Annotated in this window: 20 protein-coding genes; 7 read left to right on the top strand and 13 right to left on the bottom strand. The window is 69.6% G+C overall.

Going from position 1 to position 21,164, the window contains the following annotated elements; genetic code table 11:
• Positions 1–4: 4 nt before the first annotated feature.
• From AC23D6_RS17015 to AC23D6_RS17005, 3 genes are read right to left on the bottom strand one after another with little or no spacing between them, the layout of a single operon-like run.
• On the bottom strand, positions 5–586 hold the full coding sequence (locus AC23D6_RS17015) for a hypothetical protein (protein WP_487750388.1): 582 nt from the start codon (positions 584–586) through the stop codon (positions 5–7).
• An 8-nt stretch (positions 587–594) separates the two neighbouring features.
• On the bottom strand, positions 595–2,790 hold the full coding sequence (locus tag AC23D6_RS17010) for a xanthine dehydrogenase family protein molybdopterin-binding subunit (RefSeq protein WP_487750387.1): 2,196 nt from the start codon (positions 2,788–2,790) through the stop codon (positions 595–597).
• 56 nt (positions 2,791–2,846) lie between these two features.
• On the bottom strand, positions 2,847–3,302 hold the full coding sequence (locus AC23D6_RS17005; RefSeq protein WP_487750386.1) for a (2Fe-2S)-binding protein: 456 nt from the start codon (positions 3,300–3,302) through the stop codon (positions 2,847–2,849).
• Between the two features lie 170 nt (positions 3,303–3,472).
• Here AC23D6_RS17005 and AC23D6_RS17000 point away from each other — a divergent pair, with 170 nt between their 5' ends.
• Entirely contained in the window at positions 3,473–4,435 is a 963-nt protein-coding gene (locus tag AC23D6_RS17000) for an XdhC family protein (RefSeq protein WP_487750385.1), read from the top strand.
• Positions 4,432–5,034, top strand: a complete 603-nt coding sequence (locus tag AC23D6_RS16995; RefSeq protein WP_487750384.1) for a nucleotidyltransferase family protein — start codon at positions 4,432–4,434, stop codon at positions 5,032–5,034. Before AC23D6_RS17000 ends, AC23D6_RS16995 begins: the two co-directional genes overlap by 4 nt.
• A gap of 44 nt (positions 5,035–5,078) precedes the next feature.
• Here the strand turns inward: AC23D6_RS16995 and AC23D6_RS16990 are convergent, their stop codons facing one another.
• From AC23D6_RS16990 to AC23D6_RS16975, 4 genes are all read right to left on the bottom strand, one after another.
• Positions 5,079–6,389, bottom strand: coding sequence for an ABC transporter permease (locus tag AC23D6_RS16990; RefSeq protein WP_487750383.1), 1,311 nt, complete (start codon positions 6,387–6,389; stop codon positions 5,079–5,081).
• A gap of 13 nt (positions 6,390–6,402) precedes the next feature.
• A complete protein-coding gene (locus AC23D6_RS16985) occupies positions 6,403–7,563 on the bottom strand; it encodes an ABC transporter permease (protein WP_487750382.1) in 1,161 nt (386 codons plus the stop codon).
• A gap of 13 nt (positions 7,564–7,576) precedes the next feature.
• Complete coding sequence (locus AC23D6_RS16980; RefSeq protein ID WP_093489972.1) at positions 7,577–8,269, bottom strand: ABC transporter ATP-binding protein; 693 nt, start codon at positions 8,267–8,269, stop codon at positions 7,577–7,579.
• Positions 8,270–8,465: 196 nt separating this feature from the next.
• Positions 8,466–9,707, bottom strand: a complete 1,242-nt coding sequence (locus AC23D6_RS16975) for an efflux RND transporter periplasmic adaptor subunit (RefSeq protein WP_487750381.1) — start codon at positions 9,705–9,707, stop codon at positions 8,466–8,468.
• Positions 9,708–9,951: 244 nt separating this feature from the next.
• On the opposite strand from AC23D6_RS16975, the gene AC23D6_RS16970 reads away from it, so the two are divergent.
• The 5 genes from AC23D6_RS16970 (at position 9,952) to AC23D6_RS16950 (ending at position 15,495) form a co-directional block, all read left to right on the top strand.
• Entirely contained in the window at positions 9,952–10,884 is a 933-nt protein-coding gene (locus AC23D6_RS16970; RefSeq protein ID WP_487750380.1) for an ABC transporter ATP-binding protein, read from the top strand.
• Entirely contained in the window at positions 10,884–11,642 is a 759-nt protein-coding gene (locus tag AC23D6_RS16965) for an ABC transporter permease (protein ID WP_487750379.1), read from the top strand. Before AC23D6_RS16970 ends, AC23D6_RS16965 begins: the two co-directional genes overlap by 1 nt.
• Before the next feature lie 28 nt (positions 11,643–11,670).
• Entirely contained in the window at positions 11,671–12,876 is a 1,206-nt protein-coding gene (locus AC23D6_RS16960) for a sensor histidine kinase (RefSeq protein ID WP_487750378.1), read from the top strand.
• Positions 12,877–13,072: 196 nt separating this feature from the next.
• Positions 13,073–13,675, top strand: coding sequence for a response regulator transcription factor (locus AC23D6_RS16955; RefSeq protein WP_487750377.1), 603 nt, complete (start codon positions 13,073–13,075; stop codon positions 13,673–13,675).
• Between the two features lie 104 nt (positions 13,676–13,779).
• Complete coding sequence (locus AC23D6_RS16950) at positions 13,780–15,495, top strand: sensor domain-containing diguanylate cyclase (protein WP_487750376.1); 1,716 nt, start codon at positions 13,780–13,782, stop codon at positions 15,493–15,495.
• Here the strand turns inward: AC23D6_RS16950 and AC23D6_RS16945 are convergent.
• The 6 genes from AC23D6_RS16945 to AC23D6_RS16920 form a co-directional block, all read right to left on the bottom strand.
• On the bottom strand, positions 15,477–16,853 hold the full coding sequence (locus AC23D6_RS16945) for a leucyl aminopeptidase family protein (protein WP_487750375.1): 1,377 nt from the start codon (positions 16,851–16,853) through the stop codon (positions 15,477–15,479). The two genes, AC23D6_RS16950 and AC23D6_RS16945, sit on opposite strands and share 19 nt — an antisense overlap.
• The gene (locus AC23D6_RS16940; protein WP_487750374.1) at positions 16,850–17,590 is read right to left on the bottom strand and encodes an HAD family hydrolase; all 741 of its coding nucleotides are present in this window, start codon (positions 17,588–17,590) and stop codon (positions 16,850–16,852) included. The genes AC23D6_RS16945 and AC23D6_RS16940 overlap by 4 nt, the downstream gene beginning before the upstream one ends.
• Positions 17,591–18,473: 883 nt before the next feature.
• Positions 18,474–19,577, bottom strand: coding sequence for an AI-2E family transporter (locus AC23D6_RS16935; protein WP_487750373.1), 1,104 nt, complete (start codon positions 19,575–19,577; stop codon positions 18,474–18,476).
• A 179-nt stretch (positions 19,578–19,756) separates the two neighbouring features.
• Positions 19,757–20,188, bottom strand: a complete 432-nt coding sequence (locus AC23D6_RS16930; protein WP_487750372.1) for a hypothetical protein — start codon at positions 20,186–20,188, stop codon at positions 19,757–19,759.
• Complete coding sequence (locus tag AC23D6_RS16925) at positions 20,188–20,679, bottom strand: phage holin family protein (RefSeq protein ID WP_487750371.1); 492 nt, start codon at positions 20,677–20,679, stop codon at positions 20,188–20,190. The genes AC23D6_RS16930 and AC23D6_RS16925 overlap by 1 nt, the downstream gene beginning before the upstream one ends.
• A gap of 9 nt (positions 20,680–20,688) precedes the next feature.
• Positions 20,689–21,051, bottom strand: coding sequence for a hypothetical protein (locus AC23D6_RS16920; RefSeq protein ID WP_487752670.1), 363 nt, complete (start codon positions 21,049–21,051; stop codon positions 20,689–20,691).
• Positions 21,052–21,164: the final 113 nt, after the last annotated feature.

Genomic DNA, 21,164 nt, shown 5'->3' with positions numbered 1-21,164 from the left:
CGCGTCAGCCCTGCGCGGCCGGCGCGGGGCAGGGGCCGCCGGCATCCACCCAGGTCTTGAACGCGGCGACGAATTGGTCGTGCGGCACCGGCACCGGTGCGCGCTCGCCGCCCGGGTTCCAGCCCCACAGCACCAGCTTGTCTTCGGCCACGTGCTTGAGCAACGCGTCGAAGTCGCGGTCGCCGTTGCGCTTCTTGTCCTGGATCATCGCGCACAGCTGGTCGGCCGGCAGGCCGATCCACGCCATCTTGTGGTCCGGCGGCGGCAGCTGCCAATGCGGCGCGCCGGGCGGTGCATGCGGGCCGTAGCTCGCCGGCGAGTTCGCTTCGCCGTGACAGGTCGCGCAGGGCAGGCCCGGTGCGCCCTTGCCGTCGGGGCCGCGCACCACGTTCATCGCATGCGGCGTCTGCGCGTCGAACTGCAGCGGCGCATCGCCCGGGATGTGGCAGTTGCTGCAGCGCGGATGCTGGAACACCTTCTCCACCGTCGCGAACGCGGTCAGCGCCTGGGCTTTCTGTTCCTCGCTGATGCGCGGCTTGCAGGCCACGAGCAGGAGGACGGTCAACGACATCATCAGGATGCGCATGGCGGGCCTCAGGCAGCAGGCGGGGTGGAAGAGGCGGGCGTCGGCAGGCGCAGCGGCAGTTCGCGCAGGCGCTGGCCGGTGAGGGCGAACACCGCGTTGGCCACCGCGGGCGCGATCGGCGGCGTGCCGGGTTCGCCGACGCCGCCCATCTTTTCGGTGCTCGGCACGATGTGGACCTCCACCTTCGGCATCTCGTTCATCCGCAAGACCTGGTAGTCGTGGAAGTTGGATTCCTGCACCTGGCCTTCGCGGAGGGTCAGCGCCGAATGCAGCGCCGCGCCCAGGCCGAAGGCGATGCCGGATTCCATCTGCGCCTGCACGCCGGCCGGATTGACGGCCACGCCGCAGTCGATGGCGCACACCACGCGGTGCACGCGGATGCGACCGTTCTCGATCGACACTTCAGCGGCCTGCGCCACGTAGCTGCCGAACGACTCGTGCACGGCGATGCCGTGGCCCCGCCCCTGCGCGGGCGGCGTGCCCCAGCCGAACTTCTCGGCGGCCAGGTTCAACGCCGCAAGATGGCGCGGATGGTCCTTCAGCAGCTTGCGCCGGTACTCCACCGGGTCCTGGCCCGCCGCGTGCGCAAGTTCGTCGACGAAGCTCTCCATCACGAAGCCGTTGACGCTGTGGCCGACCGAGCGCCACCACAGCACGGGAATGCCGGTGACGGGCGAATGCAGGTCCACGCGATGCGCCGGCGTACCGAGCACGTAGGCCGAATCGGCGACGCCCTCGACCGAGGTCGCGTCGATGCCGTTCTTGACCATCATCGCTTCCATGAAGGTCCCGGCCATGATCGACTGGCCCACCATCACCTGATGCCAGGCGACCGGGTTGCCGTCCTTGTCCAGGCCGGCCTTGATCTTCTCGACGAAGGCGGAGCGGTAATAGCCGCCGCGGGTGTCGTCCTCGCGCGTCCAGACCGTCTTGACCGGCGCCTTCGCGGCCTTGGCGACTTCGACGGCCTCCGACGCCACGTCCGCGGTCGGCGTCGCGCGGCGGCCGAAGCCGCCGCCCAGGAACGGCGTGTGGATGCGGACCTTCTCGGGCGGAATGCCGAGGATCTTCGCGGCACTGTTCTGGTCCAGTGTCGGGAACTGCGTGCCGCACCAGATATCGCACTCGCCGTCGCCGATCTTCACCGTGCAGTTCAGCGGCTCCATCGCCGCGTGTGCGAGGTAGGGCACGGCGTACTCGGCTTCCAGTGTCTTGTCGGCCTTTGCCAATGCGCCTGCCACGTCGCCGGCGCGGGCGGCCACGGCGCCCTCGGTGCGTGCCAGTTGCGAGAACTGCTCGCGCAGTGCAGTGCTGTCGAGCGTGGCGTTCGCACCGCCCTCCCACACGACCTGCAGCGCGTCGCGGCCCAGCTTGGCGGCCCAGTAGTGGTCGGCGATCACGGCCACGCCACTAGGCACCTGCACCACGTTGCGCACGCCGGCCACGGCGCGCGCCTTGGTCGCGTCGAACGACTTCACGGTGCCGCCGAACACCGGCGAGCGCAGCACCACCGCGGTCAGCAGGCCTTCGAACTGCACGTCCATGCCGAACTTGGCCTTGCCGGTGATCTTCTCGGGCGTGTCCAGCCGCTTGGTCGCCTTGCCGATCAGCTTCCAGTCCTTGGGGTCGCGCAGCTTCAGCGCATCCAGTGCGGGCGGCGTCTGCTTGCCGGCCTCGTCGGCCAGTTCGCCGTAGCGCAACCGGGTGTTGCCGGACACCACCGCGCCGTTCTCGGTGCGCAGTTGATCGACAGGAACATTCAGTCGCGCGGCCGCCGCCTGCAGCAGCATTGCCCGCGCGGTCGCGCCGGCCTGCCGGTAGCGGTCGAACTCGGACCAGGTGGTGGTGGAGCCGCCGGTGCCCTGCATGCCGAACACCGGGCTGGTGTAGGCCTTGTCAGCGGGGCCGTGTTCGACGCGGATCTTCGACCAGTCCGCGTCCAGCTCTTCGGCGATCAGCATCGGCAGCGTGGTCCAGATGCCCTGGCCCATTTCGGCGTGCGCGAGCTGCACGGTGATGGTGTCGTCGGCGGCGATGCTGAGGAATGCATTCGGCACGAACGTGGCGGGTGCGCCCGCGGCGCTTTCCTGGGCCATGGCGTAACGCCGTGCGCCGGGCACAAGGAAGCCGATGACCAGGCCGCCGCCGGCGAGCGCGGCGGCGCGCAGGAAATCGCGGCGGGATGTCGAGGTTTCAAGGTTCACGGAACAGCCTCCGTCGAACGATGGGAAAGGCGGCGACCGGGGGTCGCCGCACGCGGTCACGCCTTGCCGATGTCGGCGGCGCGGTGCACGGCGGCGCGGATGCGCTGGTACGTGCCGCATCGGCACAGGTTGCCGGAGAGCGCCTGGTCGATGTCGGTATCGGTGGGCGAAGGCACCTTGGCGAGCAGCGCGGCGGCCGACATGATCTGGCCGGACTGGCAGTAGCCGCATTGCACGACATCCAGCTCCGCCCAGGCTTTCTGCACCGGATGCGAGCCGTCGGCCGACAGACCTTCGATAGTGGTGATCTTCTTGCCGGCGACGGCGGAGGCCGGCGTGACGCAGGCGCGCAGCGGTGCGCCGTCGACATGCACGGTGCACGCACCGCACTGGGCGATGCCGCAACCGAACTTGGTACCCGTCAGGCCCATCAGGTCGCGCAGGACCCAGAGCAGCGGCATGTCATCCGGCGCGTCGACTTCGCGCTCGGCCCCGTTGACGTTCAACTTCATGGCGTCTCCTGGCGGCGGCGTGGGACCGGACGACGATACTCCGCCGTCCCGGCCGATGCCAAGTGGACGTGCGGGCGAATACTTGCACGATCCTGCGGCATCGTTGCCCGATGTGCCGCGCGGATCGCGAACCGTTGCCTTCGCCCGCCGGCTTGCGCCATCGTGGTGCCATGACCGCCTCCCCTCCCGTGTTGCTTGCCTCCGCCCGTGCCGGTGAAGCTGCTGACGGCCGCGCGCTGGCCGTGGTCGTGGCGACCGAGGGCTCGACCTACGTGCGGGCCGGCGCGATGGCGCTGTTCGGTCCGGGCGAGGCGCAGATGGGCTGGCTCAGTGGCGGCTGCCTGGAGCCGGAGATCGCGCGGCGCGCGCGCCAGGTCGCCGACGGCGGCGCGGCGGACGCGATGGAGATCGACACTCGCGACGACGAGGATTTGTTCGCCGGGTCCGCCGTCGGCTGCCGCGGGCGCTTGCGCATCGCCTTGCTGCCGCTGGATCGCATGCCCCACTGGGCGCAGGCCGTGCAGGCGTGGTGGGCGGGTCATGGCGCGCTGACGCTGGTGCTGTCCGACGACGGCGATGTGCGGGTGCAGGCGGGCGAGGTGAGTCTGCACTGGGCGCTGCCGCGACACACGCAGGATGTATCGGTGGGCCTCGCGGGCGATATCAGCGTTCCGCCGCCGGCGCGGGTGGCCATTTTCGGTGCGGGACCGGAAACCCCGACGCTGGTGCGCGGGCTCGGCGCGCTCGGCTGGCACGTCACCGTGGTGGAGCGGCGCGCGCGCTGGATTCCCGAAACCGACATCGCCGATGCCTGGCTGATGCAGGCGCCGGACGACGCCCTGCGCGTGCTGCACCCCGCACCCGACGCAGCGTTGGTCATGCACCACCATTTCGAACACGACCGCGAGGCGCTGGACGCGCTCGCGTCCACCGCGATTCCCTTCATCGGCTTGCTGGGCCCGGTGCGGCGGCGGGAAGACCTGCTGCGCGTCCTACCGACGTCTGTGCACGCGGTGCTGTTGCCGCGCCTACGGTCCCCTGTCGGTTTGAAGTTGGGCGGCCACGGGCCGGAGGCGATTGCGCTGAGCATCATGGCGCAGCTGCAAGCCTGGCGGCACGGCGAATCTGCATGAAGGCGGCGCACGCGGCGGTCGTGCTGGCAGCCGGTGGCAGCACGCGGCTGGGGCGGCCCAAGCAACTGCTGACGCGCGAAGGCGAGACCCTGGTCCATCGCGCGGCACGCCTCGCGGTCGCGACCGGCGCAGCGCGGGTGCTGGTCGTCATCGGCGAGCAGGCGGACGACGTCGCGGATGCCGTGAGCGACCTGCCGGTGGAGTGCCTCGTCAACGCGCGGTGGCACGAAGGATTGGCGGGCAGCGTGCGCATCGCCGCCGAAGCCCTGGACCACCTCACCGGCGCAACGTTGTTGCTTGCTTGCGACCAGCCGGCCCTGGAGGCCGCGCATCTGCAGAGGTTGCTTGAAGCGGCGCGTCGTACGGCATCAGGCGCCGCCGCGACGCGCTTCGGTGATCGCGTGGGTATCCCGGCCGTCGTCGCGCCGGTGATGCTGCACGCCGCGCTGGCGGTGCAGGGTGATCGCGGGCTGCGTGATGCGCTCAATGCGCCGAACGCCGACGTCATCGGCTGCGATGCACCCGACCTGGCCTTCGATATCGATACGCCGGAAGACATCGCCACGGCGGTGGCGAAGGGATGGCTGGATCCGCCGTGAAAACAGGACGGGCACCGGCATCGCCAGTGCCCGTCGCGTGAACCTCAGACCGCGCGCAAGGCCTGCGTGATCGGCAGCCGGGCCGCGCGCAGGGCCGGGAACAGGCCGCCGACCAGGCCGATGCCCAGCGCCCACTTCAACCCGCTCCACAGCAGTTCGGGCGTGACCTTGAACTGGAACACCACTTGGCTGAAGTTGCTGCCCAGCGTGGCCACGCTGTAGCCGTTGAAGACCACCCAGGCGATCAACCCGCCCAGCAGGCCACCCAGCAGCGCCAGCAGCATCGTCTCCAGCATCACCGCCATCACCACCGGCACGCCGCGGAAACCGATCGCCCGCATCGTGGCGATCTCGCGCGCGCGGCCGGCGACGGCGGCGTACATGGTGTTGAGCGCGCCGAACACCGCGCCGATGGCCATGATGCCGCCGATCACCGTGCCCAGAACCTTGATCAGCGTGGTCAGGCCGGTGGATTGCTTGGTGTAGTAGTCGCGCGTGGTCAGCACGTCCAGCTTCAGGCGCGGGTCGTCTTCCATCGCTTTCTTGAACTGATCGAAGCCCGCCTTCCCTTCGGTTCGCACGGTGACCGACTGGTACGCGCGGCGGTCATAGGCCGACGACAGCGTGTCGATGTCGGTCCACAGTTCCGAATCGTGCGCGTCGCCGGCCGCGAACACGCCGACCACCGTCCAATCCTGGTTGCCCAATCGCAGGGTCTTGCCGATCTCCAGGCCGCGGTACTGGCCCTTGGCGCCCTGACCGACCACGATCTCGCGCACGCCGATGTTGAACTTGCGGCCCTCGATCAGCTTGATGTGCGGCCGGATCGCCCAGGCCGCCTCGCTGACGCCGCGGAACTGCGCGTTGGCGTCCTCGCCGCTGCCGGCGGTGGGCAGGTTGACGATCTGCGACAGCTCGGGCGAGAGCAGGGCGCGGCCGTCCTTGTCCTTGGCGATGCCGGCCAGTGTCGAGATCAACGGTACCTGGTCGCGACTGATGACCGAATTGGTCTCCGCCTGCGATCCGCCGCGCAGGACGATCGCCGTGTCGTCGCTGCCGGTCTGCTTGAGCGTGGCCGAGAAGCCTTCGCCCATCGCCAGCATCGCGACCAGCACACCGACCACGCCGGCGATGCCGACCACGATCACCGAGGAGGCGCCCCAGCGTTGCGGCAGGCTGGCGATGCCGATCTTCGCCGCTTCCAGCGAGAGCCGCCCGCTGCGGGTGAGGAACAGCCACAGCGCCAGCAGTACCGCCACGCCGGCGACGACGAACCACGGCGACATGATCCAGGCCACCAGGCCCACGACCAGCAACACCACGGAGATGAGATTGCCCAACCATTGCTTCTTCATGTCGTGTCTCCTCTCAGCGGCCGGCCAGGGCGTCGACGATCTTCAGGCGCATCGCCCGCATCGCCGGCAGCGCGCCGACGATCAGGCCGATGGCGACCATCAGCGACAACCCGAGCGCCCAGGTCTGCGCGGGAATGGCGGGCAGGGCGATCATGCCGTTGCTGGCCCCGCTGACGATGGGAATCAGCACCGACGCCAGCAGCATGCCCAGCACGCCGCCCAGCACGATCAGCAGCACCGCCTCCACCAGCACGAGTACCAGCACGGTCCCGTTGGTGAAGCCGAGCGTCTTCAGGACCGCCAGCTCCGGGATGCGCTCGCGCACCGCCTGCGCCATCGTGTTGCCGGTCAGCAGCAGCAGGGTGAAGAACACCGCCGCCATGATCGCGGTGACGATCAGGCCGATGTCGGCGAACTGCTTGGCGAAGGACTGGTTGAACGCCTGTTCGGTCTGCGTCTTGGTTTCGTGCGCCGAGTTCTCCGAGATCACATCGATGGCCTTCGCCACGCGGGTGGCGTGGTTCACGTTGTCCAGCTTCACCATGTACCAGCCGACCTGGCCGTTGACGTACTGGTTGGCCTCGTCGAAGTACTTCCAGTGGAAGATCAGCTGGTTCTCTTCGCCCTTGCGCTTGGAATCGGCCAGCTTGAACGTGCCGCGCAAGGTCAGCGGCCACGCGTTGCTGCCGTCCTTCTGCGGGAAGATCGTCGCCTGCAGCGGAATGGTGTCGCCGACCTTCCAGCCGAAGCGCTTGGCCAGGTTCTCGCCGACGATGGCGCCGGTGCGATCGGCCTCCCAGGCCTTCACCTGCGCCGGATCGACGATGTATTCCGGGTACATGTCCAGGTAGCCCGGGCCTACCGAGAAGTTCGGGAAGAAGTTCTTCGGATCCTTGTAGATGCCGCCGAACCAGGCCGCATACGTGGCCTTCTTCACGCCGGGCGTGGTTTCGATGCGGGTCAGCAGGCTGTACGGCAGCATCTGCGTGATCGACAGGCGCGAGGCGACCACGAGGCGGTCCGCACCGGCGACGCTGCCGCCGGAGTTGAACGCCACGCGCACCGAGTCGAGCAGGCCGAACAGCAGGAACGCCGCGACCACCGACAGCAACGTCAGCAGCGTCCGCGTCTTGCTGCGGAACAGCGCCGACCAGATCAACGAGAAATATTTCATGTCCGCCTCCGGATCAGTGCGCGGCGGCCGGGGCGTCGACCAGTTCGCCCTTGTCCAGGTGGATGGTGTGGGTGGCGTATTCGGCCGCCTTCGGGTCGTGCGTGACCATGATGATGGTCTTGCCGTGTTCGCGGTTGAGCATCTTCAGCAGGTTGAGGATCTCTTCGGCCGAATGGCGGTCCAGGTCGCCGGTGGGCTCGTCGCAGATCAGGAAGGTCGGGTCGGAGACGATCGCGCGTGCGATGGCCACGCGCTGCTGCTGGCCGCCGGAGAGTTCGTTGGGGCGGTGCGATCCGCGGTCGGCCAGGCCGACCAGCTGCAGCGCGATCTCCGCGTTGCGCTTGCGCTGCGCGGCGCCCAGCTTGGTCAGCAGCAGCGGCAATTCGACGTTGCGCTGCGCGGTCAGCGTCGGCATCAGGTTGTAGAACTGGAACACGAAGCCCACGTGCGAGCTGCGCCAGTGCGCGAGCTGGCCGTCGTTCATGCGGTCGATGCGCTGGCCCTCGATCTCGATCTCGCCGCCGGACGGGGTGTCCAGGCCGCCGATCAGGTTCAGCAGGGTGGTCTTGCCCGAACCGGACGGGCCCATCAGCGCGACGAAATCGCCGTGCGGGATGTCCAGGTCGATACCGTGCAGCACCTGCACCTTCTCGGGGCCGCGCTGGTAGGTCTTGGTGACGTTGCGGATGGAAACCAGGGAAGACATCGGCAGGATCCTTGTAGGAGACGGAAAGGCGAACGGCGATGCGGCGGTTCAAACCGGGCGGATCCGGTCCCCGAGGGACACGGGACGCCCTCGGGACGACGAAGGACATCGTCCGGGATCGACAGGCGCGCGCGAGCGGCGCCGGTATGCGGTGATTCGCCGCGACGAGGCCATCCTCACGCGGCGCCTTGCAGGCTTACTCGGTGTCTTCGGCCAGCACGACCTTGGCACCGTCCTTCAATTCCGCGGGCGGGTCCAGCACGACGGTCTCGCCGGGGGCCAGGCCCTCGGTGACATGCACATCGTCGCCCAGCTTGCCGGCGACCTTGAGCGCGCGCTGCTCCACCGTGTCCGTGTCGCCGACGACGAAGGCGACCTGCGCGCCGTCGCGCTCGACCACCGCGGCGCCGGGCGCGCGCACGCCCATGGGCTGTTCGGCCTGCTGCGGTTTGGCCGCCTCCAGGAAGCTCACCCGCACGCCCATGTCCGGGACGATTCGCGCGTCCTTGCTGTTCAGCGCCACGCGCACCTTCACCGTCGCCTTGCTGCGGTCGGCGGTGGGGATGATGGCGATTACCTCGCCGGGGATCTGCCAGTCGGGATAGGCATTGAGCGTGGCCTGGATCGGCATCTTCGGTTGGACGCGACCGATGAAGGACTCGTTGACCTCCACTTCCACTTCCAGCGACTCCATGTCGACGATGGTGCCGATGCCGGTGCGGGTGAAGCCACCAGTGGCCAGCGGCGAGACGATTTCGCCCGGCTGCGCCGCCTTGGCGATCACCACACCGGCGAACGGCGCGCGGACGATGGTGTTGTCCACGCCGTTGTCGGAAATGGCCAGGCTGCGGTTGGCTACGGTGACGTTGCGCTGCGCAGCCTGCATCTGCGCGCGCAGGGCATCCCGCGTGGCCACGGCCTGGTCGTACTGCGAGCGGGCGACCAGTTGCTGCTGCACCAGCGAGGCCAGGCGTCGCGCATTGGCTTCAGCCTCGGTCAGCTGCGCCTGCACGTTGGCCACCTGCGAGCGCGCGGCTTCGACCTGGGCCTGCGACAGCGCGCGGCTCGCATCGGCATCGACGGGGTCGAGCGTGGCCATCACCTGGCCGGCCTCGACTTTCATGCCTTCTTCGATCAGCACTTCGCGCACCTTGCCAGTGATCTTGGCCGACACCGTGGCCATGCGCCGCGCGACCACGTAGCCGGAGGCGTCCAGCACCGATGCCGACGCGCCGCCGTTGCCCATCGCCACTGTCGGCGCGGTACGCACCTCGATCGGCTTCTCGCGGCCCAGCAGCGCCCAGGCGGCCGCGGCCAGCGCCAGCAGCAAGACGACCACGCCGAGCGTGATCCACAGGCCGCGACGCGACGTCGGCTCGGGCGGCGGCGCCTTGCGGTCGATGCGGAGTTCCTTCAGCAGGTCGGCAGACGTGTTCATGCTTATCCAGACGGTGAATGCGGGAAAGTGTGACCAGCAAGGGTAACGGAAGCCTAGTTGCCGGAAGTCACTTCATGCAGGAACCGGCCCGCCGGGAACGGACGGACCGGAACGGTACGCATCATGGGGCGTGGCCGCGGGCGCAGCCCAGTGACAACTGTCACCTGATTCGCCTGAGGAGCGCCACTGATCACGCGCGGGGCGGCGCGGCACGCTGTGTCCACCTTCCGACTAGGCCCCTGGCATGGACATGGCGACCCTTCCTTCCCCTGCGCTCGCCCGGCTGCGTGGCGTGCGCCACCAGTACGGCCGCACGCTGGCGCTCGACGGCCTGGACCTGGCGCTGCCGGCCGGCCAGGTGGTGGCCCTGCTGGGCCCCAACGGCGCGGGCAAGACCACCGCGATCAGCCTGCTGCTGGGCCTGCAACGTCCGCAGGCGGGCCAAGCGGTCTTGTTCGATCTGCCCCCGCAGGACCTGGCCGCGCGCCGTCGCGTCGGCGTGATGCTGCAGACGGCGGCGGTGCCGGACACCTTGAAGGTGCGCGAGCTGGTCGACCTGACGCGTAGCTACTACCCGCGCCCGCGCAGCGTGGCCGACTGCATGGCGCTGGCCGGACTGGAAGGCCTGATGGAGCGCCGCTACGGCCAGCTGTCCGGCGGCCAGCAGCGGCGCGTGCAGTTCGCGCTGGCCGTCTGCGGCCGGCCCGAGCTGCTGTTCCTCGACGAGCCGACGACCGGCCTCGACATCGACGCCCGCCAGACCTTGTGGAAGGCGATCCGCGAACTGAGCGCGCAAGGCTGCGCGGTGCTGCTGACCACGCACTACCTGGAAGAAGCCGAAGCGCTGGCCGACCGCGTCGTGGTGGTCAACCACGGCCGCGTGGTCGCCGAAGGTACGGTGGCGCAGGTGCGCGCGCACGTGGCCCAGCGCCGCATCCGCTGCAGCACGTCGCTGCCGGCCGCGTTGGTGCAGGGCTGGCCGGGCGTGCAGCGCGCGCAGCACGACGGCGACCGATTGGACATTGTTGCCGACGCCGCCGAGCCGATCGTCCGCCGCCTGCTGGCCGAAGACCCCGCGCTCAGCGAACTGGAAGTCCAGCGCGCAGGCCTGGCCGACGCCTTCCTCGCGCTGACCCGCGACACCGCCACCCACGACCCGCACCAGGAAGCCGCCTGATGGACGCCATCGCCCCGCTGCCGTTCTCTCCCGCGCGTGCCTACCTGCTGGAAGCGCGCTACGAATTCCTCCGCCTGCTGCGCACGCCGTCGTTCTCACTGCCGGCCCTGGCGTTCCCGCCGGTGTTCTACCTGCTGTTCGGCGTGCTGCTGGGCGGCAAGGGTGGGCCGGTGGCCGCGCAGTACATGTTGGCCGGCTACGGCGTGTTCGGCGTGATCGGCGTGGCGTTGTTCGGTTTCGGCGTGACCGTGGCGCTGGATCGCGAACAGGGCCTGCTGACGCTCAAGCGCGCGCAGCCGATGCCGCCGGGCGCGTACCTGGTCGCGAAGATGGTGATGGCCTTGCTCTTCGCCGCGATCATCCTGCTGCTGCTCGCCGCCATCGCCGCCGGCGTGGCCCACGTGCACCTGTCGGCCGCGCAATGGATCGCTTGGGCGACCGCATGCCTGGTCGGCGTGCTGCCCTTCAGTGCGCTGGGCCTGTGGCTCGGTACGCTCGTCAGCGGCCGAGGCGCACCGGCGCTGATCAACCTGGTCTACCTGCCCATGGCGTTCCTGTCGGGGCTGTGGGTGCCGCTGACGATGTTGCCGAAAGTGCTGCAGACCTTGGCGCCGATGTGGCCGGCGTATCATCTGGCGCAGGTCGCGCAGCAGGCGGTCGGCGTGGGCACCGGGCGTCCGCTGGCAGTGCACGTGGCCGTGATGGCCGCCATTACCGTAGTCTTCTTCGTGCTGGCCCGCCGCCGTCTGGTGCAGTGAACCGAATCGCCGGCGCAAGGAGCCGTCCATGCAGCATTCGTCGTCATCCCTGCTTGCCTCGCTGACGCGCCTGCGCGACCGCCTGGTGCCCGAAGCGCTCGGCCTGGGCTGGATGCCGCTGTTCCTGCTGGGCTACCTGGTCTTCCTGTTCGTGCCGGTACTGGTGCCGTCCGACGCCGACTGGGGCGAGGGCGTGCGCTGGTTCCTGTGGCCCACGCTGGTGTCCATCGCAGTATTCCTGCCGATGTACTTCCTGGCCTACCGCGGCAGCGCGATGACGCGCGTGCTGTGCGCGCTCGGCATCGCCGCGCTCGGCTACGGCCTGATGCCGTTCAACGCCTTCTCGAACACCTACGTGATCTATGCGGCAGCCTTCATCGCCCTGCTGCCGGGGTCGATGTGGGTCCGGCTGGAGGTGTTCGCCCTCCTGATCATCGCGTACTGCGGCATGGCGGCGTGGCTGGGCTTTCCGGTATTCGTACCGGTGGTGACCGCGATCGTGTCGGTGGCGGTATTCACCGGCAACTATTTCCAGTCCGAAACGGTGCGCAAGCGCGCCGAACTGAAACTCTCGCACGAGGAAGTGCGCCGGCTGGCGGCGCTGGCCGAGCGCGAGCGCATCGGCCGCGACCTGCACGACCTGCTCGGCCATACGCTGTCGCTGGTGGCGCTGAAGTCCGACCTGGCCGGGCGTCTGATCGACCGTGATCCGCAGGCCGCGCGCACCGAGATCGACGACGTCAGCCGCGTTGCCCGCGATGCACTGGCGCAGGTGCGCCGCGCGGTGACCGGCATCCGCGCGGCCGGGCTGGCGGCCGAACTCGCCTCCGCGCGCTTGTTGCTGGAGTCCGATGGCGTCACGCTGCGGTATGAAGCGCAGGAGGTGGCCTTGCCCGCCGACCTGGAGACCGTGCTCGCGCTGAGCCTGCGCGAGGCGGTGACCAACATCCAGCGCCACGCACGCGCCAGCCTCGCCGAGGTGGTACTGGCCGCCACGCCGGAGCACGTCACCCTGCGCATCCGCGACAACGGCGTCGGCAGCGCGGCGGTGCCGGGCAATGGTTTGAGTGGCATGCGCGAGCGCGTCGAGTCACGCGGCGGCCGCCTGCGCGTGGATTCCACGCTGCGGCAAGGCACCTGCGTGGAGATCGTGCTGCCGCTGCCGTCGGGGGAGACGGCGGCGTCCGTCGAGCGGCAGTCCGCGAGCGCAGAGACAGGTGTGGGAGCGACATAAGTCGCGATGCAACATCCCGGATGGTTCAGAGGTGTGGAAACGTGGCGAGGCCCGGACGCGGATTTCATGCGATCGCGACTTACGTCGCTCCCACATCGGAACTTCCCGCTTCGTCACGTGGCGACGGACGCGACTCCTCCCAAGGCGCTGCACGATTTGGTAGCGTGACGTTTACCCCTTTCACCCCGACGTCCCGATGATCCGCGTCCTGCTTGCCGAAGACCAGGCCATGGTGCGGGGTGCGCTCACCGCGTTGCTGGGCATGGAAAGCGACATCGAGGTCGTCGGCAGCGCGGCCGATGGCGAGGCCGCATGGCGCGAACTGCAGCGGCTCACGCCCGACCTGCTGGTGACCGATATCGAAATGCCCGGCCTGACCGGCCTGGAGCTCGCGCAGCGGATCCAGCGGCACGAGCTGGCGTGCAAGGTGGTCATCGTCACCACGTTCGCGCGCAGCGGCTTCCTGCGTCGCGCGCTGGAGGCCGGCGTGTCCGGCTACCTGCTGAAGGACGCGCCGGCGGAAGACCTCGCAGAGGCGCTGCGCAAGGTGCACCGCGGCGGCCGTGCGATCGATCCGCAGCTCGCGGTGGAAGCGTGGTCCGACGCCGACCCGCTCAACGACCGCGAGCGCCAGGTGTTGCGGCTGGCCGGCGAAGGGCAGTCCGCCGGCGACATCGCCAGGCAGTTGAACCTCTCGCAGGGCACGGTGCGCAACTATCTGTCCGAGGCGATCGGCAAGCTCGGCGTCGCCAACCGCATCGAGGCCTACCGCCTCGCACGCCAGCGGGGCTGGCTGTAGCGGCATCAAGATGTGCCGTGGTTGGCAGTTCCGGTGTGCGCCGGGTTGTGGCTGGCAGTATGCCCCCCTAGGCTCCCGCTGACGCCCCCGCGCCCCTGACCGGCATGCCCCTGCGCCGCCCCCACGCCAACCGTATCGGCCTGCTCGTCGCCGCCGCCATCTTCGTGGTCATTGGCGTGGGTGTGGTGCTGGGCGCGCAGCGCTTCATCGGCGACGCCAACCGGGTCGCGCACACCAACGAAGTCATCGCCCTGGTCGGCGCCATCGAAGCGCACCTGCGCGATGGCGAATCCGCCCAGCGCGGCTACCTGCTGACGGCCGACGTCGACTACCTGGCCGACTACCGGCGCAGCCGCGGCGAGTTGCCCGAGCTGCTCGCGCAGTTGCGGCAGCTGGTCCGCGACAATCCACAGCAGACCCGCCTCGCGCTGGCGTGGAAGCTCGAAATCGAGCGCCGGCTCGGCCAGATGGACGCCACGCTCGGCAACTACGCCAGCGGCGGGCTGCCGTCGGCGCAGCGCTCCATCGGCCAGGAAGCGCGGCGCACCTCGGGCGCCTTGCGCGCGCAGGCGCGGCAGCTGGTCGCCAACGAGCGGCAGTTGCTGGTGCAACGCGCGGATTCCAGCCGCAACAGCGCCACCTTGCTGCGCGCACTGGCCCTGCTCGGCATCCCGCTCGGCCTGGCGATCATCGGCGTGGTCTATACGCTGCTGGTCGGCGAGATCCGCCGCCGTGCGCGCGCCGAGGACGCCGGTGACGACGCGCGCGCCCAGTTGCTCGACAACATCGACGCGCTCGAACGGCAGGGCGCCGACCTCAACGAGCTCAGCCGCTACGGCGGCATGCTGCAGAGCTGCGTCAGCGTGGAAGAGGCCGTGGGCCTGGCCACGCAGTATTTCTCGCGCCTGCTGCCCGATGCCGGCGGCACCCTGTACCGTGTGCGCGCCTCGCAGGATTACGCCGAGGAAGTGGCGCACTGGGGCGAGCACGCGCTCAGCGGCCCGGCGATGTTCCCGCTGCAGGACTGCTGGGCGCTGCGCCGCGGCCAGCCGCACGTGCACCGTGCGCACCACGAGCTGCTGCCGTGCGCGCACGCCACCGCGCCGTCGCTGGGTGCCACGCCCACCTACGTCTGCGTGCCGCTGATCGCCCAGGGCAGCCAGCTGGGCCTGCTGTACCTGTCGGGCCGCGACGACGCCTTCCTCGCCCGTATGGATCTGGTGAAGACCGCGGCCGAGCAGCTGTCGATGGCGCTCTCCAGCCTGGAACTGCAATCGCGCCTGCGCGTGCAGTCCATCCGCGAGCCGCTGACCGGCCTGTTCAACCGCCGCTACCTGGAAGAGTCGCTGGCGCGCGAACTGGCGCGCTGCGAGCGCCGGCACATGCCGCTGGGCCTGATGATGCTGGACCTGGACCACTTCAAGCGCTTCAACGACGTGCACGGCCACGCCGGCGGCGACGCGTTGCTGGCCGAGTTCGGGCGCCTGCTGCAGGCGCTCTCGCGCGATGAGGACATCGCCTGCCGTTACGGCGGCGAAGAATTCACCCTGATCCTGCCCGAAGCCGATGCGATCACCGTGCAGGCGCGCGCCGAAGCGATCCGCGCCGGCGTGGAAGGCATGCGGGTGATGCACCTGGGCCAGGAACTGCCCACGGTGACCGTCTCGATCGGTGTGGCGATGTTCCCGCAGCATGGCGGGCTGGGCGAAACACTGCTGCGGCAGGCGGACGTGGCGCTGTACCGCGCCAAGCACGCCGGCCGCAATCGGGTGGAAGTCGCGGCGACCGACCTCGCCGTGGTTCAGGCCGTGGCGCCGTAGCGCGCCTTCAGCATCGCGTAGGCGCTGCGCAGCGCGAGGGCTTCGCCCCCGGCCGGACGACCGGCGCGGTCGCTGTCGTTCCACGCGTAGACGTCCAGGTGCGCCCACGGCAGGCCGTCCGGCACGAAGCGCTCCAGGTACAGCGCCGCGGTGACCGCGCCGGCCATGCGCGAACCGGCGTTGGCCAGGTCGGCGATGCCGCTGGTCAGGTAGCGCAGGTAGGGGCGCCACAGCGGCATGCGCCAGACCGGGTCGCGCATGCGTTCGCCAGCGGCGATCCAGTCGTTGGCCACGCGGTCGTCGTTGGCGAACAGCGCCGGCAGGTCCGGGCCCAGCGCGATGCGCGCTGCGCCGGTGAGCGTGGCGAAATCCAGCAGCAGTTCCGGCGACTGCTCGCCGGCGTAGGTCAGCGCATCGCACAGGATGACGCGACCTTCGGCATCGGTGTTGTCGATCTCCACGCTAACGCCCTTGCGGGTGGCGATCACTTCGCCGGGGCGGAACGCGTTCGGGCCGATGCTGTTCTCCACCGCCGGCACCAGCAGGGTCAGCCGCACCGGCAGCCGGCGCGCCATCACCAGGCGGGCGAGGGCGATCGCATGCGCGGCGCCGCCCATGTCCTTCTTCATGTTGCGCATGCCGTCGGCGGGCTTGATGTCCAGGCCGCCGGTGTCGAAGCACACGCCCTTGCCGACCAGTGCCACGTGCGGTGCCGCGGTGTCGCCCCAGCGCAGCGCGATCAGGCGCGGCGCACGGTGCGAGGCGCGGCCCACGGCGTGGATCGCGGGGAAGTTCTGTTCCAGCAGCGCGTCGCCGGCGATCACTTCGATCTCCGCGCCGTGCGTGGTGGCGAGCTCGCGTACGGTGGCTTCCAGCTCATCCGGGCCCATGTGCTCGGTGGGCGTGTTGACCAGGTCGCGCACCTGCAGGCTGGCGGCCAGCAGGTCCATCGCTTCGGCGTCGGCCTGCGCCAGCACCAGGCGCGCCGGCTTGCGCGCTGGCTGCTTGTAGCGGTCGAACTTGTAGCTGCCCAGGCCCCAGCCCAACTGCAGGGCGGTGCGCGCCTCGGCGGCGAGGTCGGTGGCCAGCTGCCAGTCACCGGCCGGCAGGCCGAACGGCGCATGCGCATACGCGTACGGGTCCAGCGCATCGCCGATGCCGATGACCGCGCCCGCCAGGCCGTCGTCGCCCGGCAGCAACAGCAGCGACCCCGCACCTGCGGCAAAGCCCTGCGCGTCGATCCACGCATTCACCGCGGATGATTGCGTGGCGCGCCAGGCGGCCAGCTGCGTGCGTTCGAGCACGTGCAGCGGGCGGGCGGTGGCGGAAGCATCGGTGTAGGCGAGGGCAGCGCTCATGCGGCGGCGGGTTCCGTGGCGAAATCAGGGTGCGCGTCCAGCCAATCGGCCAGCGCGGTGAGGGTGGCGAATTCCAGGTCCGGGCGCAGCGTGGCGTCGGTCCACACTTGCGGGTGGCCGCCGTGGTCTTCGGGGCGATTGATCCAGCACGTGCGCAGCCCGGCGCGCGCGGCGCCGATCACGTCCATCTCGATGTGGTCGCCCACGTGCAGCACGTCAGCCGGCGGCACGCCCAGGCGCTCGCAGGCGGCGTGGAAGATGCTGGCCTCGGGCTTGGCCGCGCCGTGTTCGCGCGAGTGGATCTGATGGGCGAACACATGGCCCAGGCCGATCCGCTGCAGGTCGGCATTCCCATTGGTGACGGCGGCCACCGGCAGGCGGGCGGCGATGCGGTGCAGGGCGTCCAGCGTGTCGGGGTAGTACTCGACCTGGTTGCGGGCGGCGTAGAAGGTCTCGTACGCCGGTTCCAGCAGGGCCATGTCGGCGCCGCTCTCGCGCAGGGCGTGTTCGAGGGTCATCCGGCGCAGCAGGCTGAGGTCGTGCTTGTGCTGGGGATGGGCGGCGAACACGGCGTCGCGGACGGCGCGCATGCGTTCGACGGGGAAGAGTGCCGCGGTGGCGGGGCTGTGTTCGCGCAGCCAGTCGTCGAGCACGCGTTCGATCCGGGCGCCGATGGGGGCGAACGGCCACAGGGTGTCGTCGAGGTCGAGGGTGATGGCGCGGACGGGAAAGCTCATCGGCGTGATTTTACACCCCGTCCCACGGAAGCCTTTCACCTGGGCCCGGGTGTGAGCCCCTCCCCACCGGCGACCGAAGGAAGTCCCTGTGGGAGAGAGGGGTTGGGGTGAGGGGCAACGAAGAGGGTCGCGCCTAATCTCCCGCGATTCGGCAGCAATCGCTGTGAGCGCGATACGCACATCCGGCGATGAGCGCATCGGGTTCATTGGGTTTGCTGAGACGTTGTGGTGGGTTTGGCATGGTGCCGCTGGCCGCGGGGGCCCTACTTTTCTTTGCTTGTGCAAAGAAAAGTAGGCAAAAGAAACACACCCCGGCGGTCCGCCCGCCGCTGCGCGGCGGGTGCGCAGTCCCGGCGAGAATTTTCGGACGGGGCCTCCTGCCCCGGCCGAAAACGGCGCACATCCTTGTGCGCCGCCCCTGCGGGGTTTGCCCCGCCGTGACTGCCGGACCTTAAGGGGCCCCGAAAGCCGAGACGGACAGATCGGGAGTGCACGCCTTTGACCTGGCTCTTCAGGGCCCCCATGAGGCACGGCGAGTGGGCCGGGTAAAACCCGAAGGGCGCCGCCCTGGATGGGCGGCGTTTTCGTATGGCACAGGGATGTGCCTTACGAAAATTCCCGGCGCGCTCGCGAACCCGGAGCGCAAAGCGCGGAGGGCGTGCCGCCTGGGGTGTGTTTCTTTGCTCCTTTCTTTGCACAAGCAAAGAAAGGAGGCCCCGCGGCGAGCGGCGCCATGCCTCAACAAAAGAAGGCCGATCCCGACAGGCCATGAAACCCATCCATCGCGGGCGTCGTACCAGAGCGAGTGCGCGGTGAATACGGACTTCGTTGCCCCTCACCCCAACCCCTCTCCCGATGGGAGAGGGGCTCAAACGGGCTTCGATCACTCCAACAACCGCGCCCATCCCTCCATCCCTTCCACCCGCGCCAGCACCAGCTTCACGCACACCAGCAGCGGCACCGCCAACAACAACCCGATGATCCCCCACAACCACCCGAACACCATCAGCGCCAGGATCAGCACCAACGGCGACAGCGCCATCCGCTTGCCCAGGATGATCGGCGTGACGATCTGCCCCTCGATCGTGTGCAGCACCAGGTAGGCGATCGCCGGCAGCATTGACTGGAACGGCTCCTCGAAACTGATGAAGCCCACCAGCAGCATCGCCGCCATCCCGATCAGCGGCCCCACGTACGGCGCGAAATTCAGCAGCGCCGCCATCGTGCCCCACAGCAGCGCCTCGGCCAGCGGCAGCCCCAACAGGTACAGCACGCCGGCGAACACGAAGCCCACCACCGTGTTGATCACGCTGATCGTCAGCACGTAGCGCGACACCTCGCGCTCGATCGAGTGCAGGATGTCCACGGTGAACTTCTTCTGCTGCCGCCCCGGCAGCAGCGCGATCGCGTTGCGCTGCAGGTTCTCCCCGTAGACCATGAAGAAGAACGTCAGCAGCACCACCGCCAGCAACGAGGCCAGCACGCGGGGCGTGGCCAGCAGCTTGCGGTAGGGATCGTCCGGCGTGGTCTGCACGACCTGCGGCGACTTCGCGTTCTGGGTGCCGGCGGCGGCGCGGGCGAAGCTCTCGGCGGCCTTGTTGGCGTCCTGCACCGGTTTGGTCAGCTCGCGCAGCTTGGGCGCCAGCTGGCGCATCTCGCGTGGCGCCTGCTGCGCCCAGTCCATCGCCGAGGGCAGCATCTTCTGCGCCAGCAGCCCGGCCATCGCCATGCCGCCGAGCAACACGATCAGGGCGCCGACGAAGCGCGGCACGTAGAGCCGCCGCAGCACGCGGATGATCGGGTTGCCGACCAGGGCGAAGAACATCGCCAGCAGCACCGGCAGCAGGACCTCCTGCGCCGCCCACAACGTGTAGCCCACGGCCAGCGTGGCCAGGACCAGCAGCGGCACGGATGCGCGCGGGCGTGTGGGCGGCGGCGTAGGCGTGACCGGGGTGGGCAGGGTGTCGGAGGGAGCAGCTGTGCTCATGGACGGGTCGCGGCCGTAAGGAAGGCGCGATTGTGCGGCCAATCCTGTGGGAGCGACGTGAGTCGCGACGCGTGCCGAGGGTTGGGTGCCTAGGCGCGTTCATCCGAGCACAAGGCGGTGCGCGCATGCCGCATGGAAAAGCTCGCGACTTACGTCGCTCCCACAGAGTGGGGTTTCCTTCAGCGCTCGGATAGCTCGGTGGCGGCTTCGGCGGGGCGAGGCGCGGTGGTGACGATCACGTCTTCCTCGAATGCCTCGTCAACCCGCGGTTCTTCGGCTTCGACCACGCCCTCGGCCTGGTCCTGCACGTCCTGCGCGGTGTCGGCCGCCTGTTCGGCCTGTTGCGCGGCGGCGGCCGCCTGCGCGGTGGCCAGCAGGCTGGAGACGGCGCTGAACATCTGCATCCAGCGGGCGCCGGTCATCGCCTTCAGCGGCTCCGCACGCCCGGCGAGGAAGCCGGAGACCAGGCCGGCGATCACGATGCGTCCGGGCGTCCAGCCTTCGCGCCACGCGTGCTTCAGCGTGGCCCACTGCGTCTGCGTGTGCGTCACCCGCAGTTCCACCCGCTGCTCCGCGCGCTGCACATGCTGCAGGAGTTGTTCGAAGCGCATCACGCGCCTCCGTGATCGGCCGCGCGCGGGTCGTGCGCGCTGCCGGCAGGGGGCGCATCGTCGTCGATCGCCTCGTCCTCGTCGAACAGGCCCAGCCTGGACAGCTGGCGCCGCGTCGCGTGCATGCCGGTGTAATCGAAGTAGCGCCCCACCTTCCACACCGCGAGCGCGGTGACGGCGATGCTCAGCAGCGCCGCCACCGACAACGACTGGAACCAGGAGTAGCCGAAGCGCTGCATCAGCGCGATCAGCGCGCCGGTCACCAGCAGCCAGGCCGAGGCGCCGAACACGATCGCCACGCCCGCCCAGGCCAGGCCACGGCCGAAGGCGCTGCGGGCCAGCGCGAAGTCGGCCGACACCAGCCCGCGCAGCGCGCGGCCGGTGCCTTTCGCCGAGCCGTACGCGGCACGGCCCGCCGCGCCGACGACCTTCAGGGTCTCGGCGAGGTCGGGCGGGTCGGGTGCGTCGGTGTCGCGGGGCGCGTCGGACACGCGGCAGGCTTACTTGTCGCCGCCGCTGCGTGCCAGCTTGGCGATGATCCAGCCGGCCGCGAAGGCCACGCCGAACGAGGCCAGCGGACGTTCGCGGATCAGGTCCGCCGCGCTGTCGATCAGGTCGCGGCCCTTGTCCATCAGCGCGTCCACCTGCTCGCGCGCGGCGCCGCCGCCGGCTTCCGCCGCGGCGATGCCCGACAGCGCGCTGTCGGCCAGTTCGGCTTTCACCTGCGCCTTGCCCAGCCGCAACTCGTCGCCAGCGGCGCTGGCGGCGCCCTTGATCGCCTCGCCCGCGGCGGCAGCCGCCGAGGCGAGGTGGGACCCGGCTTCACCCAGGTTGGACTTCAGCGCATCGGTATTCGTAGGCATCGTCATCGTGGTGCTCCTGCAGGCGGGGGATGGAGCCACTCTAATGCACGGCAGTGAACGGGCTGTTAGGTGGCTTGGGAGTGAGGAGTGAGGAGTGAGTGGGGAGAAGTGAG

Source organism: Pseudoxanthomonas sp. G3 (genome assembly GCF_057654715.1).
This window is presented reverse-complemented; position numbering and strand designations above follow the sequence as displayed.

Coding starts and splice junctions, on each gene's coding strand:
- AC23D6_RS16945 (WP_487750375.1), bottom strand. CDS start 16,853: ATGAGCGCTGCCCTCGCCTACACCGATGCTTCCGCCACCGCCCGCCCG.
- AC23D6_RS16985 (WP_487750382.1), bottom strand. CDS start 7,563: ATGAAATATTTCTCGTTGATCTGGTCGGCGCTGTTCCGCAGCAAGACG.
- AC23D6_RS16970 (WP_487750380.1), top strand. CDS start 9,952: ATGGACATGGCGACCCTTCCTTCCCCTGCGCTCGCCCGGCTGCGTGGC.
- AC23D6_RS17015 (WP_487750388.1), bottom strand. CDS start 586: ATGCGCATCCTGATGATGTCGTTGACCGTCCTCCTGCTCGTGGCCTGC.
- AC23D6_RS16990 (WP_487750383.1), bottom strand. CDS start 6,389: ATGAAGAAGCAATGGTTGGGCAATCTCATCTCCGTGGTGTTGCTGGTC.
- AC23D6_RS16920 (WP_487752670.1), bottom strand. CDS start 21,051: ATGCCTACGAATACCGATGCGCTGAAGTCCAACCTGGGTGAAGCCGGG.
- AC23D6_RS17000 (WP_487750385.1), top strand. CDS start 3,473: ATGACCGCCTCCCCTCCCGTGTTGCTTGCCTCCGCCCGTGCCGGTGAA.
- AC23D6_RS16955 (WP_487750377.1), top strand. CDS start 13,073: ATGATCCGCGTCCTGCTTGCCGAAGACCAGGCCATGGTGCGGGGTGCG.
- AC23D6_RS16995 (WP_487750384.1), top strand. CDS start 4,432: ATGAAGGCGGCGCACGCGGCGGTCGTGCTGGCAGCCGGTGGCAGCACG.
- AC23D6_RS17005 (WP_487750386.1), bottom strand. CDS start 3,302: ATGAAGTTGAACGTCAACGGGGCCGAGCGCGAAGTCGACGCGCCGGAT.
- AC23D6_RS16965 (WP_487750379.1), top strand. CDS start 10,884: ATGGACGCCATCGCCCCGCTGCCGTTCTCTCCCGCGCGTGCCTACCTG.
- AC23D6_RS16940 (WP_487750374.1), bottom strand. CDS start 17,590: ATGAGCTTTCCCGTCCGCGCCATCACCCTCGACCTCGACGACACCCTG.
- AC23D6_RS16975 (WP_487750381.1), bottom strand. CDS start 9,707: ATGAACACGTCTGCCGACCTGCTGAAGGAACTCCGCATCGACCGCAAG.
- AC23D6_RS16930 (WP_487750372.1), bottom strand. CDS start 20,188: ATGCGCTTCGAACAACTCCTGCAGCATGTGCAGCGCGCGGAGCAGCGG.
- AC23D6_RS16980 (WP_093489972.1), bottom strand. CDS start 8,269: ATGTCTTCCCTGGTTTCCATCCGCAACGTCACCAAGACCTACCAGCGC.
- AC23D6_RS16935 (WP_487750373.1), bottom strand. CDS start 19,577: ATGAGCACAGCTGCTCCCTCCGACACCCTGCCCACCCCGGTCACGCCT.
- AC23D6_RS16950 (WP_487750376.1), top strand. CDS start 13,780: ATGCCCCTGCGCCGCCCCCACGCCAACCGTATCGGCCTGCTCGTCGCC.
- AC23D6_RS16960 (WP_487750378.1), top strand. CDS start 11,671: ATGCAGCATTCGTCGTCATCCCTGCTTGCCTCGCTGACGCGCCTGCGC.